Annotated in this window: 12 protein-coding genes; 3 read left to right on the top strand and 9 right to left on the bottom strand. The window is 61.2% G+C overall.

The window, feature by feature from the left end; genetic code table 11:
* Nucleotides 1-259: 259 nt before the first annotated feature.
* From N5C18_RS02300 to N5C18_RS02325, 6 genes are all read right to left on the bottom strand, one after another.
* Nucleotides 260-2023 carry a hypothetical protein gene (locus N5C18_RS02300; protein ID WP_279943742.1) on the bottom strand — a complete coding sequence of 588 codons (1764 nt, stop codon included), beginning with the start codon at nt 2021-2023 and terminating at the stop codon, nt 260-262.
* 228 nt (nt 2024-2251) lie between these two features.
* Nucleotides 2252-2653 (bottom strand): hypothetical protein, encoded by a 402-nt coding sequence (locus tag N5C18_RS02305; protein ID WP_164124417.1) that lies wholly within the window; start codon nt 2651-2653, stop codon nt 2252-2254.
* Nucleotides 2650-3900: a hypothetical protein gene (locus N5C18_RS02310; RefSeq protein ID WP_279943743.1), complete on the bottom strand. Its 1251-nt coding sequence runs from the start codon at nt 3898-3900 to the stop codon at nt 2650-2652. Before N5C18_RS02310 ends, N5C18_RS02305 begins: the two co-directional genes overlap by 4 nt.
* Nucleotides 3901-4708: 808 nt before the next feature.
* Nucleotides 4709-6253 carry a site-specific integrase gene (locus tag N5C18_RS02315; RefSeq protein WP_279943744.1) on the bottom strand — a complete coding sequence of 515 codons (1545 nt, stop codon included), beginning with the start codon at nt 6251-6253 and terminating at the stop codon, nt 4709-4711.
* Nucleotides 6250-7536, bottom strand: coding sequence for a tyrosine-type recombinase/integrase (locus tag N5C18_RS02320; RefSeq protein ID WP_279943745.1), 1287 nt, complete (start codon nt 7534-7536; stop codon nt 6250-6252). The genes N5C18_RS02315 and N5C18_RS02320 overlap by 4 nt, the downstream gene beginning before the upstream one ends.
* 126 nt (nt 7537-7662) lie before the next feature.
* Nucleotides 7663-8241, bottom strand: coding sequence for a single-stranded DNA-binding protein (locus N5C18_RS02325; protein ID WP_049430409.1), 579 nt, complete (start codon nt 8239-8241; stop codon nt 7663-7665).
* 292 nt (nt 8242-8533) lie between these two features.
* Here N5C18_RS02325 and N5C18_RS02330 point away from each other — a divergent pair, with 292 nt between their 5' ends.
* The 3 genes from N5C18_RS02330 to N5C18_RS02340 all read left to right on the top strand — a co-directional run bounded on the left by N5C18_RS02330 (nt 8534) and on the right by N5C18_RS02340 (nt 14194).
* Complete coding sequence (locus tag N5C18_RS02330) at nt 8534-9565, top strand: LacI family DNA-binding transcriptional regulator (RefSeq protein WP_053449060.1); 1032 nt, start codon at nt 8534-8536, stop codon at nt 9563-9565.
* A 129-nt stretch (nt 9566-9694) separates the two neighbouring features.
* Entirely contained in the window at nt 9695-10597 is a 903-nt protein-coding gene (locus N5C18_RS02335; protein ID WP_049458910.1) for an ABC transporter ATP-binding protein, read from the top strand.
* Between the two features lie 12 nt (nt 10598-10609).
* Entirely contained in the window at nt 10610-14194 is a 3585-nt protein-coding gene (locus tag N5C18_RS02340; protein ID WP_279943746.1) for an ABC transporter permease subunit, read from the top strand.
* Nucleotides 14195-14287: 93 nt separating this feature from the next.
* On the opposite strand, the gene N5C18_RS02345 is transcribed toward N5C18_RS02340, so the two are convergent.
* The 3 genes from N5C18_RS02345 to N5C18_RS02355 all read right to left on the bottom strand — a co-directional run bounded on the left by N5C18_RS02345 (nt 14288) and on the right by N5C18_RS02355 (nt 15513).
* On the bottom strand, nt 14288-14581 hold the full coding sequence (locus N5C18_RS02345) for a hypothetical protein (protein WP_279943747.1): 294 nt from the start codon (nt 14579-14581) through the stop codon (nt 14288-14290).
* On the bottom strand, nt 14578-15042 hold the full coding sequence (locus N5C18_RS02350) for a GNAT family N-acetyltransferase (RefSeq protein ID WP_053508353.1): 465 nt from the start codon (nt 15040-15042) through the stop codon (nt 14578-14580). Before N5C18_RS02350 ends, N5C18_RS02345 begins: the two co-directional genes overlap by 4 nt.
* A gap of 84 nt (nt 15043-15126) precedes the next feature.
* On the bottom strand, nt 15127-15513 hold the full coding sequence (locus N5C18_RS02355; RefSeq protein WP_279943748.1) for an SseB family protein: 387 nt from the start codon (nt 15511-15513) through the stop codon (nt 15127-15129).
* Between the last annotated feature and the right edge of the window lie 79 nt (nt 15514-15592).

Consider the following 15592-nt stretch of genomic DNA (forward strand, 5'->3'; position numbering starts at 1 on the left):
CAGGAAGCGGGAATCTCCGCGCGAAAAAAAACCCAGTAAGCAAAATTGCTTACTGGGGTCTATTCGCATCGCTGCGCTACTAAAAATCAGAAGGGAAGTGGCTACCTTTTTTGACAACGAGAGCAAAAAACCCTGTGCAGATGAACATTCCGTCCCGAGGCGGCGAAATACTGTCAACAGACTACCCAATTAGCGGATGGTTGTTAACGCTTTGACTGATCCTCGCCTCCCAGCTGGAGCATCGGGCTCTGCGGAGCCTCTATTGTTCATCCTCCCCAAAGATCAGCTTGCCGACCATGTAGATCGTGCTCCCAAAGTTGTAGATGAGTTGCTCCCCTTGTTTCAGGAACGACTGGCTTGTATCAATCCCTGCTAGCTTCAGAGCATCGGCCACCTTGTCGCTGGCTGGGTGCGCGTCGGCTAGGCGCATGTCGTATACCCCGGCTACCACGCTAAACACGCCTCGTGCCTTGTCAACGCCGACCTTCTGAGCAAGCACATCTTCAAGCAACTTGTTGGATCCCAGCTTGTCTTTGTCTGAGCGTGCAGCGATTTTACGCAGCTCACGCACGTTGAGTCGGTCGGAAAAAACTCGCACTAATTCTTTTGCAAGCCGAAGAAGTGTTGACCTATCCGCGCTAACAAACCTCGTCACGACCTGCATCGCGGCTTGATCATCTATTTCATGAGTGAAAAGAGATATCCCATAGCGCTCCTTAAAGCTTCTCTCAAGCAGCCGCATAGTCTGGAACAGCAGCTCCTCGAATGCATCTGTCGAGGCAGGACGCGCCTCGACCTGGGACATTAAGAGCTCTGGAGATACCTTCCCTTCCGGAGCAACGTTGTTAGACGCCCATACGTGCTGCTCCCAAGTTGGCAATTTTGCAATGTCGTACGCATAGATGGTCAACAAATCCGCTGAGTTGATCCCAAAATGCGTCTGATACCCCGATGTGGATATGATCGCCCCAGTTTCCCGGGTGTACCACTTTAAGGAGAATCCTCTGTGGGCTAGTAGCTCATTTACCACACCTGGACGGAACCAGAGCCATCGGCCGATATCCTCGTCCTTCAGGTCCTGGGAAGCTACGCGAGTACCGTCCGTTTCCGTCACGAAGTGCGGGAGCGCAGAGTCAGCGTCACCTCTGACACGCACGCTAAGTCCCTTGTGATCGATCCATTCGTCTCGCCAGAACTCTCCCTCGACCCTGACCCCCACATATCCACCTCTCTGCCCCTGCCTCTGCTCAGACTCGGTATTGTCGTCGCGCTCCGGCCCCATCACAGGCGCATCTTCTTCTGGGTCCACATCCGTCCTCCAGACGCGAAATGAAGCCCAGCTCCCTCCAAAGACGCGGTCCAGCTCGCGAAGCCTGAGCTCGAACCTCCCTCCGTCCCTTTCCTCATCGACATCTACGAGTTCTTCGTACTCGGTCCCGATCAACGATGGAACGTTCTCAATGCGCCTGCGGTAGTACGACAGCCGCAGCGCCAAGCCCCTCGCGGCCAAGTAGTCGAGCAGGAACTCACGCTTAATCTCGATGGACGTATGACTTCCATCCTCCTCCAACTTCTCACGAACCACCTCAACGAAGTCTTCCTCAGGACGAACCCAGCTGTTTCCATCCTTCACTAGGCGAAGTGCGATCACCAGATCAGGGCTAAGTATCCATTTCCTACCGCCAACCACTGGCTGGTCATGTTCGTACACAAGCTCAACCCCGAGGGGCTCCCTGTCGTTGTACTCGAACTCATCGACAGGAGAATAGTGCCCATCAACGTAGGCATACGGCCGAACGCTGTGCGATATCCCTATCTGCCCCCAACTCAAGCGCTCTGCTCTCTCACGGTGCTCCGGAGGAAATGCGACAGATCCGCAGCCAAAGAACTCGCTGACGTACCCAACAGTCTGCGGGTCGGCTCCGCGGTCCTCCAGCGTCTCCAATGCGCGCAGGGGAACCCACGTGGAGTTGTCGAAACGCCGACGCGTCTCCCGGGTCTGGAGGATCCATTCTCTCTTCATGACCTAAATCCTATCGGTTGTGGGCAAGTGCAAATTTACTTCCGAAACACGAATCGACTTGCACCTCGTAGACCTAAAAAAAATCATTGCTTCTACACACATAAAGGGAAGACATGCCCCCCAGAAATTCGCACCGCTCACCTATGGGGAAAATCAACCCTTCTTAGTGACGGAGCGCTCTGCTTTGCTAACGACACCCGCACCCGCACCCGCACCCGCACCCGCATGCTAGACCACTGGCAACGGCGAATTAAGGTACACGTCGTCTAGGCCTCGGACACTGGCGTTGTATGCCCATCTGACAAACTGTTCAAGTAAGCGAGCGTTCTCCGCTTCGAGCCGTGCGAGCTCGCCCTCCAACCGGGCAATACGATCCATCGCCACCTGCATCTCTGGCAAGTTCTCAAAGGATCGCTGGCGACGATCACCGTTAGCTAGTGCAAGCTTGCGCTGCTCAAAAGCAGCCTGAATTCGAGCGTGCTTATGCAAGGCTTGCCGCGTATACCTTGCGTAGAGATGCTTTTCGACGGCATCCAGCAGTCCCTCCCAGGTCAAACGGCCAGACCAGCCGTCAAGGATCCCGACAATCTTCGCAACATCCGAATCACTGAGGTTCTTTGCTCTACTCATGATGCAGACCCCTCCACTTCAACCTTCCACTCCATAAGCACTGAGCCCTCGTCTCGATGCGTTAGTGACCGGCGTGCCTCTTTCGCTTGCTGCAACCGTGATGCAGGCCTTACATGATTCAATCGAATCAACGCGCCGCGTGCCACCGCGGGATCGTCCAAGATCTTGATCAGCTCTAGAAGTCTGGAGTGCGTCAATCTCTGGTGTTCAACCCACCGTGATGCGCCGCAGGCTCCACCAGCCTCGGCGACTTCCGCTTCACCCAGAAGAGCTGCAGTTTCAGCCAGCTTAGATCGCGCGTTTGCTTCGCCCACCTCATCCCCCTTAATGCAGACTTGCTCGTTGCAATTCGCACAGTCCCGATGCAAGGAACAAGGAGACATGACGAAGTCGTGGACGCAGAATCCGAAATCGGTCGTGTGGGCGGCTTGGATGCCCATTTCCGCGAACTTCTCTCGAGGAATTAGGCTAACGCGGACCTGCGGCAGCGGCTCGACCGCCAGTTCAGTCACCGACTCGCGCTGCCTTTCCTGCCGCAGCCCCACAAGCCGCGCCTGAACATCGCGATCAGAGACGTGGTTGTATGAGTCATTCTGACGAACATCATTCCGACCCGACCACTTTGCGATGTCGAGTTCACTCATGCCACCGGCCTGAGCCAAGGTATTCAGATAGTGTCTGAATTGGTGAGTACGAATGACGATTGGAGATCCGTCCAAATCGAAGTAGCCCAGATGATCGAAGACGGACTTGACTCCGTGCTCTGTACGACCACCAAGACCAGTAGAAATAAAGTCCTGATCTGGCGCCTCGATGACGCAACGGAACGTACGCCTGGTCCGATGCAACTCATTACGCCGAACCACGCAAAGCGCTTCGCTGTACCGCAGATCAGAATCGACATCCAGCCATGGGAATCCTCTGGGCAGGAAGCTGATGACAGAAGCCTCAACATCCGAGAACTTGATCACAGTTCTGCCGCGACGCTTCTCGAGAGGCACGCCATTACCCAAACACCACGCCCTAGTGCTCGCGGGCGACGCCGATTCTGCAAAAAGGACTTCGCCGAGCTCTGCAATTGACAAGTCACCGCCGCGCAAATGCTCGAGATGTGATGGGAGGAACATCGACTTGGGATTGCGTTCGTACCAGCGCGCCACGCGACGCGCCTCTGCAGATAGTTCATTGAGTCTTCTCACGGCCTCGCGCACGACCGAACTCATAGATGGCACAACCCACTTGACCATGGGGTCTGCACCCTTGGAAGGCCAGAACCGCAGCCCATATGCCGGCGACGCATCGGGACGAGCTGTTGTGACCTCAGGCTCCGCCCTAAGCAGCAAAACCTCATTCACCCGATCCGGGGCCGAGCACATGATCCCCGCCGCCGACGTTACAAACAGATCAGCAGGTTCGCTCGCCGCGCGAAAGGCCAGCGCTAGGCATTCCAACGAGCGGGGGCTGGGAAGCTTAGCCTGTCGTGCAGCCTCGAACTCCTCTCCTACCCTACCGTTCGCGTCCGTCGGGCGAGGTATGGAATTGGACCACCGCAATGGGACAGCCGCTAAGCGATTGTCATCAATGAACGACGCAAGCATCTCCAATTGTGAACCGACTCGATAGCCCGCAGATGGGCTGAACTTGGCCCGGATGAGTAGAGCCGCTCTATTAAAGGTCGCCGCAGTGACAGATGCGACGTTACAAGCCCCCTGATCTTCCAGTACAGCCGCCAATGCTCGCAGGGAGGCGAGCCGAAACCCTATACACTTCGTTGGCCGCATCCCATGCTGATATCGAAGGTAGGACTTGGCGAACGAACCGAAGGGCTCGGGCATCGGGCGTGGTACGCGCTCGTTAACTGATTCCCATGAGCTAAAAATAGCGCGAAACGCGCCTCGCTTAGCTTTGATTCTGACAGAATCCGCGATCTCCCATGCCATTTCATCGAAGGCAAGCTCGGCACCAAAGATGGTCAACTCATTCCGGCACAGAGCGATAAACGCAGAGACATTTTGCTCGGCATTTCGCTCACTACGCGGCTGGAAGAGAACTACTTTAGCCACAGGCTTTAGCTCCACCGAGTGAGCAACGACGCACCTTAGCCTGGCGGCATCCCTCTATCACGGCCGCAACTGCGAATATGGTTCGGTCATTGATGGAAGCGATGCGCTTATCAGAATGCCTGAGCTGCTTTTCACGCTGGTCAAGCAGGTGCTGTAGTACCGCCTCATGTGGCCCATCCATCCACGCCTCGAAGCTGGTGCAGGTGTAACAGGCGATCGGAGCATTGAATCCGCAGAATCCGTGTGTTCCACAATCGCCCATAGGGGAACCGCTTCGATCAATACGAAGATCGATTACGCGCTTCGACGTATTCTCGCCCAATCCCTCCACAAGCGTTCCCGCGAACGCCTGGGCCAAGGGAGCCATCTCCATGGCAATGGCACGATCAATGCGCTCGATGATTGCAGGCGAACTGGCCGAGTAAACGCCAACATTCTGGGTGTCTGTGTGATCGAGAAGTCGGGCGATGACCAAAGGACTGTACCCCTCTTCTCCAGCTCGCGTTCCGATCGTTCTCCTGAATCGGACACCGCTTATGCTCATCGCCTTACCCGTGCGCTCGGAGACGACTGACAGGCTTTCGAGAACGGCCGTAATCGTCCGGCCAATCATGACGGAAGTCCGATGGAATTCAAATCCTTGGGCACCCCCCTTCGAGCGCACAGAGGGAAAGAGAGGGGCTTGCCCTGTATCGTCTAGGATCGAACAGAAGCGTGCGCGAACGCTCTCAGCGTACGAACTGACATGCTCACCAAACTGCTCGACAAGCGGGCGTTCTACGAACTGAGCACGCGAAAAATTGGCACCCTTCTTAGCGCTTGGCATCTGGATGGAATACTTCAGCATCCCATCAGCATCTGTTTCCACCCTAACATCGCAGACCTTTAAGGACGCGTACTGCTTGCTGCGCTGACCCAATAGGATAAAAAGCCACGCCAAGGTGAAATCCGCTGTAGACACATCACCTTTTGCATATGCTTGATTGAGCGCTGATTGCAGCGCTTCTTCTTCGAGATGGGTGAAAGGACCATCATGTGGATCCCATGTAAGTACTGACACACCCTTGTCATTGCCCTTGAGCCGCAATTGTTTGAGAAGCAGCTCGACGTCTTCACCGACCCCTGGGTAGCCCAGCTGGACCCATTTGCGGAGGAACCCCGCGAAGGACCCCAAGTACCATTCCTTCGACTGATGGAGGCCCGCACGGTAGTTCAGCAAATCTACGGCTGTGATGCTGGAAACCTGCATAGGCGTAGCACGTAGGAAGTGCTGCAGCCTTTGAAACATATTCTTTAGATGGTCGGGAGAACGATTCTCTGCATACCACGTCAGTACGGACTTGGCACCATTACGCAGCGCGGGCGAAGCGTTTGGCAGCTGATCGAAGTCTAAATGAATGTTATTGACACCATCGCGGTATGCCCAGATATCGGCGCTTGGATCGAACTCGATGCCCGACTTAGTGCGACTGCCTACCCATACAGTGAGTGCACGCGCCTCGCTAGCTTCTTGCTGATACAACGGGTCATGTGTCACCTGCTCTTCCTCACTGGGCGGCTAAAGGACTTGGCTTGCATCTCCAGCGACGCATCATTGCTTTTTCGCTGCACGTGCCTTTTCGTGTAGTGCGAAGCCATCTTCGACCTAGGTGACCAGCCCATCGTCTGGGTCCGCATCCTTTCTTCGTCTTCTGCAGACACACCTCGGCTATCCATGAGATCAGAGAAGTCGTCGTTCCAGGTGTGCCTCAAGACATGTGGTGAGAGGTCATCAGGAAGACCGGGGACCTTGCTACGCAGCTCCCTGAAAAGCTTGTTGAGCGCCGGCTTTGACAGCGGCTGGCCTGTTCCCGTCGCCACGAAGAGATAGGGATGGCGGCGCGCACCTTTGATCTTTGCTCGTTCCCCCATTATGTAACTCTGGATCAACTTCGCCAGATCAGGACTCAGTGCAAGTAGGCGACCTCGCGTTTTGACAAGCGGCGCGCTTTTTCGCGGCTCTTCGGGGTTGCCAGGCCGCCGAACGATCGTGACCTCCCCGGTCCGAATGTTGACGTCACTAGCGTAGGTAGCAAGCAGCTCGCCGTTACGAACGCCCAGAAGGAGTAGCCAGAGGAAGATAAGTTGGTTGCGAACCCGGACGTGCCTGTTCTTCCAGGGGTTGTCCGCACTGTCGGGATCAATGACCTCGAGAATGCGTGCACGGACCTCCGCGTCTACCCCCTGACGGCTAGCCTGCGCGGAATGGCGGCTGGGCATTCTGGCATTGATAAGGCTGACGAAAGTTTGAGTGGCCTCGAGCAAGCTGTGATTGTGAGGATGTCCTACCTCTAGCTTCAGGCGCCGACCGGCTGTTAGCCAGGAGATGTAGTCGCGAATGTATGCCATACGGGTTGCCTTCGTGTCGGCACCCACCTGAGCCGGCGCTTTCACCGTGGGGCGCATTCGGGCCTGCTCCAGCGTTACGACCCTAGACACCACCGCTCGGGGTGACTCATCCATCTGGCTCAGAGCGTCGAGTTCCTCTTGCCGCAATCCAACCAGCTTGGTGAGCAACTCCACCTCTCCTAGGGTAAAGAGCCGACCGTCATTGATTCGATCGTGAATGTCTATACCGAGATGACGAAACACTTGATGGCCAATCATCACAGCCCTGGCCGCGTGCTCGAGCGTGTTGGTGGCCAGGCCAACTGCCCGAAGCTCGGTAACCAGAAATAGGTTTGGATGCCAGAGGGGGGATCCCGATTCCTTGCAGAGAAGCATCGGAAGTCGCTCTCCAGACTCGAACCGAACTGTTTTCACCCTGTAGCCAGCGGCCATGTTGACGTTTCCGAAAGGTAGTCGGTAAGCCGGGAAATCGGCAGCCGCTGGAAAACGTTAACAACAAAAAAAGGCCCTTGGCAAATGCGCCAAGAGCCCTTGTTAACAGATACTAAAAGGTATCCTCTAGAACGGAATATCGTCGTCAGCGAAGTCGTCCATCGGCGGCGCCTGCTGCGGCTGCGGGCGCTGGTTGCCACCCTGGTTGCCGTAGCCGCCGCCCTGGTTGCCGCCCTGGTTGCCATAGCCACCGCCCTGGCCGCCACGCTGGCCACCGCCACCGCCGCCGTACTCCTGGCGCGGCGCCTGCTGGCGCTGCGGACGATCGCCGCCGTAGTTGCCACCACCGCCACCGCCGCCGCCGCCTTCGCCGCGGCCGCCCAGCATCTGCATTTCATCGGCGATGATATCGGTGGAGTACTTCTCCACGCCGTCCTGGCCGGTGTACTTGTCGTAGCGCAGGCTGCCTTCGACGTAGACCGAGCTGCCCTTGCGCAGGTACTCGCCGGCGATCTCGCCGAGCTTGCCGAAGAACACCACGCGGTGCCACTCGGTGCGCTCCTGCTGGTTGCCATCCTTGTCCTTGCGGACGCTGGTGGTGGCCAGGCTGATGCGGGTGATCGCCATGCCGCCCTGGGTGTACTTCACGTCCGGGTCGTTGCCGAGATTGCCGACCAGGATGACTTTGTTGATGCCGCGCGCCATAGGTACCTTCGTCCGTTGTCCAGGGGCAGACCGCCAGTGATAGCACAGCCCCGGCCGGGGGTGCAGTACGCTTGGCCGCCCCTGTTGAAATTTGGGGGAATGCGAGAACGAGGCATCTTAGCATTGCCGCCGTCATCCGCCCGGCCGGAAGACCCCGGCGGCACCTGAGATTCGGGCTGATTTCCTTGTCCGGCAATGACTTACCCTCACCTCGACGAACATCGGGAAGGGCATTCGCGTCTGCCCATGGCATCATGCCCAGGCACCTTCCACCCGGCCCCTTCCGAGCCCCATGATCATCAAAGGCAAAGCCACCTCCCTGGACATCGCCCACCTGGCCGGGGTCTCCCAGCCCACCGTGTCGCGGGCCCTGCGTGGCAGCCCGATGGTCAACGCCGAGACCCGCGAGCGCATCCTGCGCATCGCCCGCGAGCTGAACTACAAGGTCGACAAGAACGCCTCCAGCCTGCGCCTGCGCAATGCCGGCACCCTGGCCCTGCTGTTCTTCGAGGACCCGACCAACGACGATTCGCTGATCAACCCGTTCTTCCATTCGATGCTGGGCTCGATCACCCGCGCCTGCGCCCTGCACGGGCAGGACCTGTTGGTCTCGTTCCAGCAGCTCTCCACCGATTGGCAGGCCGATTACGAAGACAGCAACAAGGCCGACGGCATCATCCTGCTGGGCTACGGCGACTACCACGAATCGCGCGACCGCCTGCAGCGGCTGGTCGAACAGGGTACGCACTTCGTGCGCTGGGGCGCCGCCCTGCCCGGCCAGCCCGGCGTGTCGATCGGCAGCGACAACTTCCAGGGCGGGCACGACATCACCACCCACCTGCTGCAGCAGGGCTGCCGCCGGATCGCCTTCCTCGGCCATGCCTCCAGCCATTACCCCGAATTCCAGGAGCGCTACCGCGGCCATGTGGCGGCGCTGCAGGAGCGCGGCCTGAGCGCCGAGCCAGCGCTGCAGCACGATGCCATCACCACCGAGGCTTCCGGCCAGCAGGCCTGCCAGGCGCTGCTGGCGCGCGGCGAACCGATCGACGCGATCTGCGCGGCCAGCGACCTGATCGCCATCGGTGCGATGCGGGCCCTGCGCGAGGCCGGGCTGCGGGTGCCGCAGGACGTGGCGGTCACCGGCTTCGACGACATTCCGCTGGCGGCTTCGGTGTCGCCGGCGCTGACCACCGTGCAGCAGGACACCAAGCAGGCCGGCCAGCTGCTGGTGGAGCGCCTGCTGGCACTGATCGGCCGGCAGCCGGTGGACAGCCAGAGCATCCCGGTGAAGCTGGTGGTGCGCGATTCGTCGCAGCGCGGGTAGGCAGCGAAGGGCCACTGGCCCTGCCAACGCGCGACAGCCGGATTCCCCCCCCATGACCAACGGCGGATGCGCACGGACGCGGATGCGCGGATAACGCGCAGACATCGCCCAGGGAAAGGTGTACGTCGCATGCTGAAGATCGATTCGCTGTCCAAGACGTACGCCAACGGCGTGCACGCACTCAACAACGTCAGCCTGGACATCCCGCGCGGCATGTTCGGCCTGCTCGGCCCGAACGGCGCGGGCAAGTCCTCGCTGATGCGCACACTGTCCACCCTGCAGGAGGCCGACAGTGGTACGGCCACGCTCAGCATCCCCGGCGAAGCGCCGATCGACGTGCTGCGCGACAAGGACGCCGTGCGCCGCCGGCTGGGCTACCTGCCGCAGGATTTTGGCGTGTATCCAAAGGTCAGCGCGCTGGACCTGCTGGAGCATTTCGCCGTACTCAAGGGGCTGACCCAGCGTGCGCAGCGCCGCGAAGTGGTCGATGGGCTGCTGCAGCAGGTGAACCTGTGGGATGCGCGCAAGCGCAAGCTCGGCACGTTCTCCGGCGGCATGCGCCAGCGCTTCGGCATTGCCCAGGCGCTGCTGGGCGACCCGCGGCTGGTGATCGTCGATGAACCCACCGCCGGCCTCGACCCGGAGGAGCGTAACCGATTCCTCAACCTGCTGGCGGCAATCGGCGAGAACGTGGCGGTGATCCTGTCCACCCACATCGTCGAGGACGTGACTGACCTGTGCCCGACGATGGCGATCATGAACAAGGGCCAGGTGCTGTTGACCGGGCGCCCGGCCGAAGCGATCGACGCGCTTCAGCACCAGGTCTGGCGCAAGCAGGTCGATCCTTCGGAGCTGGCCGACCATGAGGCGCGCTACGTGGTGCTGTCCACGCGACTGGTGGGTGGCCGCCCGGTGATCCATGTGCACAGCGCCAACGACCCCGGCGACGGCTTCGCGGCGGTGGCGCCCGACCTCGAGGACGTGTACTTCCAGCGCCTGCGCCTGCAGGCCCGTGCCCGCGCGGCGGCCTGAGCGGAGCGCGCCATGATCCTCAACTTCTTCCGGTTCGAGCTGCGCGAGCAGCTGCGTTCTCCGCTGCTGTGGCTGCTGGCCGGGCTGTTCGCCCTGCTCGCCTTCGCCGCCGCCTCCAGCGATGCCGTACAGATAGGGGGTGGCACCGGCAACGTGCACAGCAATGCGCCGACGGTGATCGCGCAGATGCTGGGCATCTTCACCCTGCTCGGCATGCTGGTCACCGCCCTGTTCGTCAGCAACGCGCTGCTGCGTGACTTCGAACTCGGCACCGCCGAACTGATCTTCGCCAGCCCGGTGAAGCGTCGCGACTACCTGGCCGGCCGCATCGCGGCAGCCCTGGCTGCGGGGTTGCTGGTCTACGTCGTGATCGCGTTCGGCCTGTGGCTGGCACCGTTCATGCCCTGGGTCGATCCCGAGCGCATGGGGCCGATCAGCTGGCGGGGCTATGCCTGGACCTTCGCGGTCATCGTCATTCCCAACCTGCTGTTCACCACCGCACTGCTTTCACTGCTGGCGGCACTGACCCGCTCGATCCTGTGGGTGTACATCGGCCTGGTCGCCTACCTGGTGCTGTTCGGCGCCAGCGCCGCCCTGCTGCGAGACATCGACAATACGTGGATCGCGGTGCTGAGCGAGCCGTTGGGCATGCGCGCGCTGGGCCGCACCATCCGCTACTGGTCCACCGCTGAACGCAACAGCGGCATTCCGGAACTGGCTGGCTACCTGCTGGCCAACCGCGCGCTGTGGCTGGGCGTGGCCGCGCTGCTGTTTGCCGCCACCTTTGCCCTGTTCCGCAGCGAGCGCAGCGGCAGCGGCCGCCGTCGATGGGGCCGCAAGCCTACCCTGCCCGCTGCGGATGCCGTCGCGGTCCGTCCCGCCCGCGCGGACCTGCCACGCGTGGTTCCGGCATTCACCGCGACCACGGCCTGGCAGCAGTTCCTGCGCCAGGTGCGTTTCGACACGGGCGGCGTGCTGCGCAGCGTGCCGTTCATCGTGCTGCTGGTGCTGGGCCTGGCCAACTTCCTGCCCAGTGCGCTGTTCCGGCAAACCCTGTACGGCACCTCGATCTGGCCGGTCACCTCGCAGATGATCATGGGCCTGCAGGGTGCCTTCAGCTGGCTGCTGGTGATCATCGTGCTGTTCTTCGCCGGCGAACTGGTCTGGAAGGAACGCAGTGCGCGCATCAACGAAGTGACCGATGCCATGCCGGTGCCGAACTGGGTGCCGCTGCTGGCCAAGTTCACTGCGCTGCTGGCGGTGATCATCTGCTTCCAGGCAGCCGGCGCACTGGCCGCGATGGGCGTGCAGCTGGCCAAGGGCTACACCCATCTGGAGCCATTGCTGTACCTGCGCAGCCTGGCGCTGGATTCGGTGGTCTACATCCTGATGGGAGGCCTGGCGCTGGTGCTCCAGGTACTGACCAACAACAAGTTCGTCGGCTACGCGCTGCTGATCGTGGTGATGATCGGCCAGGGCGTGCTGGGCATGCTCGACTACACGCAGAACATCTACAACTTCGGCAGCTGGCCGATCGCCCCTTATTCGGACATGAATGGCTACGGCCACTTCCTGACCGGCCAGCTGGCGTTCCAGGGCTACTGGGCACTGTTCCTGCTGACCCTGATGTGCCTGGCCTCTGCGGTCTGGGTGCGCGGCGTCAGCCAGGGCCTGCATCAGCGCCTGGCCTTGGCCGGTCGTCGCCTGCGCGGCCCCACCGGCGCGCTTGCCGGGCTGGCGGCGCTGGCCTTCATCGGCGTGGGCGGCTGGCTGTACTGGAGCACCAACATCCGCAACGAATTCATATCGCCCGACCAGCAGCTGGATCTGCAGGCGCGCTATGAGCGTGAACTGTCGAAGTACCGGAACCTGCCGCAGCCGCGCATCGTGGCGGTGGACAACCGCGTGGACCTGTTCCCGGAATCGCAGTCGATGGTGATCGATGCGAACTGGACGGTGCGCAACACGCATGCCGTGCCGATCCAGGACGTGCATGTCTCGATGGGCGATGACAAGCAGCTGGTCGCGGTTGACCTGGGTGGGCAGACCTTGTCGATGCACGACGCCGATCTTGGCTACCGCATCTACCGTCTGGCCACGCCACTGCAACCGGGTGAGGCCCGCAGCGTTCACTTCCGGGTGGTGCAGAAGCCCAACGGCATCACTGCCGGCCAGGCGCCGAGCAACATCGTCGACAACGGCACCTTCTTCAACAGCCGCGTACTGCCCTCGTTCGGTTACAACGAAGGGGCCGAGATCAGCGATCGCAACGAGCGCCGCAAACGCGACCTCGGCGAACCGCGGCGCATGCCCAGGCTGGAGGACCAAGCCGCGCGTGCCAACACCTACATCTCCAATGATGCCGACTGGCTCGACTTCCGCACCACGGTCTGCACCGCGCCGGACCAGATCGCGCTGGCGCCGGGCTACCTGAAGCATGAGACCTCAGTGAACGGCCGGCGCTGCTTCAGCTATGCCATGGACCGTCCGATGCTGAACTTCTATGCCTACCTGTCGGCACGCTGGGAGGTGCGCAAGGCAACGTACAAGGACATCCCGGTGGAGGTCTACTTCGACCCGGCGCACGGCTACAACGTGGACCGGATGATCGAAGCGGTGCAGAAATCGCTGGCCTACTACGAGGCCAACTTCACGCCCTACCAGCACCGCCAGGTACGCATCATCGAGTTCCCGGGCTATGCCCGCTTCGCGCAGTCGTTCGCCAACACCATCCCCTACTCCGAGGCCATCGGCTTCATCGCCGACCTGCGTGATCCGGACAAGGTGGACTACGTGTTCTACGTCACCGCGCACGAGATCGCCCACCAGTGGTGGGCGCACCAGGTGATCGGTGCCAACGTGCAGGGCGCAACGGTCCTTTCCGAATCGCTGTCGCAGTACTCGGCGCTGATGGTGATGGAGCAGGAGTACGGCCGCCAGCACATGCGCCAGTTCCTCAAGCGCGAACTGGATGGCTACCTGTCCGGGCGTGGTGGCGAAGCCATCGAAGAGCAGCCGCTGGAGCGCGTGGAGAACCAGCAGTACATCCATTACCAGAAGGGTTCGCTGGTGTTCTACCGGCTGCGCGAGGAAATCGGCGAGCAGGCGCTGAACCGCGCGTTGAAGCGTTTCCTGCAGGACAAGGGGTTCCAGCAGCCGCCCTACACCACCTCGCGCGAACTGCTGGGCTACATTCGTGCAGAGACCCCGGCCGATCGCCAGCAGCTCGTCACCGACCTGTTCGAGAAGATCAGTTTCTACGACAACCGGGTGATGGCCGCCAGCGCGCGCAAGCGCGATGACGGTCGCTACGACGTGACCCTGGACCTGCACGCGGCCAAGCAGTACGCCGATGGCAGGGGCAAGGAAAGCGACGGCACGATGGATGACTGGGTCGAGATCGGCGTGTTCGCCAACGGGCCTTCGGGCAAGGAACGCGACCAGAAAGTGCTGTACCTGCAGCGCCACCACATCACCGGCGCCGCGCCGAAAATCACCGTGACCGTGGACGGGAAGCCGGATGAGGCGGGCTTCGACCCGTACAACAAGCTGATCGACCGGGTGAGCAGTGACAACCGGCGCAAGGTGACGTTGTGAGGTGATCGAGCGCCGGCCCCCGTGCCGGCGCTCCGCGTGGAAACTCTAGTGCCGAGCCATGCTCGGCATGCTGTCCACGACAGCCGCGAAGGTTCAGCGCACCTGAGACTTGGGCCCCAGCACCGCCAGCACCACGAAGACCACGATTGAGGCGACCGTGCCGAGCGCCGCCGGCAAGCCGAACGCCCAGGCCGAGCGCCCCTGCTGGCGCGCCCATTGCGCCAGATGCCAGGCCGCGCCCAGGTTGATCAACCAGGCAATGACGAACACCGGCCATAGCACCATGCCCACTGCGCGCAGCAGGGGCATGGACACCAGCGCAGCAACGATGGCCGTGACCAGGAAGATCAGTGCGGACCTGGAATGGCGCGTCGCGTGCGCGCTCATGAAGACAGCGTGCGCACCATCACCAGTACGCGATAGTTGCGGTTGTCGGCTTCCTGCAGGGGCATCCAACCCAGCCGCGAATACAGGCCACCATCCAGGGCCTCGGTCTGCAGGTACAGCTCGCAAACCCCCATCTGCGCGGCCTGCGTCACAGCCTGTTCAACCAAACCGCTGGCCAACCCGCGACCACGATGGCTTTCGGCCACGAACACACTCCCCAGCCAGTGCTCGTACTGCGGGAAGGCCTGCATCTCGCGGCGTTTGAGCTGCACTGCGCCGACCAACTGGCCGCCATCGAAGGCGGCGATCAGATGCGGGAAGCCGTCGGCATCCTGCACTGGGTTGAGCCGTTGCAGTTCCTGTTCCAGAGACAGGCCGGCGTCGCGGCCCCATTGCGCGTGATACCACTGCGCCAACTGCTGCCGTTCCGGTGCCCCGGCGGGTAATACCCTGAATTCCATGGCCATGCCTTGATGGGGAAGCGTTCGGTATTTCGCGAAATGCAGTCGAGCATGGCTCGACTCTACAGAATGCGCGGCGGCGGTTCAGCCCTGCGCGAAATCCTTCAGGATCTCGCCCACGCCGCTGGGCGAAATCTCGAAGCCGAGCGTGGTACCAGGGTTGATCACCACGCCGTAGCCACCCGGCACGCGGTGCAGCACGTCCAGCATCAGCCAGCGGATCTGGTGCGGTGCCTGCTGGCTGTAGATGCCGACCCGCGACGGATCGGTGAAAACGGCTACGTGCAGGGTGCCCTGCTTGTCGAACAGCAGCGGGTCGAAGCCGCTGCCGTCGGGGGTGACCAGGCTGCCGGTCAACAGCACCACCTCGGAGGCGACGAAGGCCTCCATGAAAGCGCGGATCGGCACCGCCCCGTCCATCGCCGCCTTCAGCAGGGTTTCGATCGGGGTCTGCGGGGCGAGGTCGGTCATGGCGGTACGGCAGGCTGCGGGAGGGGGCTATTGTAGAGTCGAGCTTGCTCGACTGCTCGAGAAGCGTGCCAACCAAGGT

It is taken from the genome of Stenotrophomonas sp. GD03930, assembly GCF_029839665.1.
GTDB lineage: Bacteria > Pseudomonadota > Gammaproteobacteria > Xanthomonadales > Xanthomonadaceae > Stenotrophomonas > Stenotrophomonas forensis.

What these genes read in the sequence shown, in the direction of transcription:
- N5C18_RS02300 (WP_279943742.1), bottom strand. Translation starts at nt 2,023, where the DNA reads ATGAAGAGAGAATGGATCCTCCAGACCCGGGAGACGCGTCGGCGTTTC.
- N5C18_RS02310 (WP_279943743.1), bottom strand. Translation starts at nt 3,900, where the DNA reads ATGGTCAAGTGGGTTGTGCCATCTATGAGTTCGGTCGTGCGCGAGGCC.
- N5C18_RS02325 (WP_049430409.1), bottom strand. Translation starts at nt 8,241, where the DNA reads ATGGCGCGCGGCATCAACAAAGTCATCCTGGTCGGCAATCTCGGCAAC.
- N5C18_RS02345 (WP_279943747.1), bottom strand. Translation starts at nt 14,581, where the DNA reads ATGAGCGCGCACGCGACGCGCCATTCCAGGTCCGCACTGATCTTCCTG.
- N5C18_RS02305 (WP_164124417.1), bottom strand. Translation starts at nt 2,653, where the DNA reads ATGAGTAGAGCAAAGAACCTCAGTGATTCGGATGTTGCGAAGATTGTC.
- N5C18_RS02335 (WP_049458910.1), top strand. Translation starts at nt 9,695, where the DNA reads ATGCTGAAGATCGATTCGCTGTCCAAGACGTACGCCAACGGCGTGCAC.
- N5C18_RS02330 (WP_053449060.1), top strand. Translation starts at nt 8,534, where the DNA reads ATGATCATCAAAGGCAAAGCCACCTCCCTGGACATCGCCCACCTGGCC.
- N5C18_RS02350 (WP_053508353.1), bottom strand. Translation starts at nt 15,042, where the DNA reads ATGGAATTCAGGGTATTACCCGCCGGGGCACCGGAACGGCAGCAGTTG.
- N5C18_RS02340 (WP_279943746.1), top strand. Translation starts at nt 10,610, where the DNA reads ATGATCCTCAACTTCTTCCGGTTCGAGCTGCGCGAGCAGCTGCGTTCT.
- N5C18_RS02320 (WP_279943745.1), bottom strand. Translation starts at nt 7,536, where the DNA reads ATGGCCGCTGGCTACAGGGTGAAAACAGTTCGGTTCGAGTCTGGAGAG.
- N5C18_RS02355 (WP_279943748.1), bottom strand. Translation starts at nt 15,513, where the DNA reads ATGACCGACCTCGCCCCGCAGACCCCGATCGAAACCCTGCTGAAGGCG.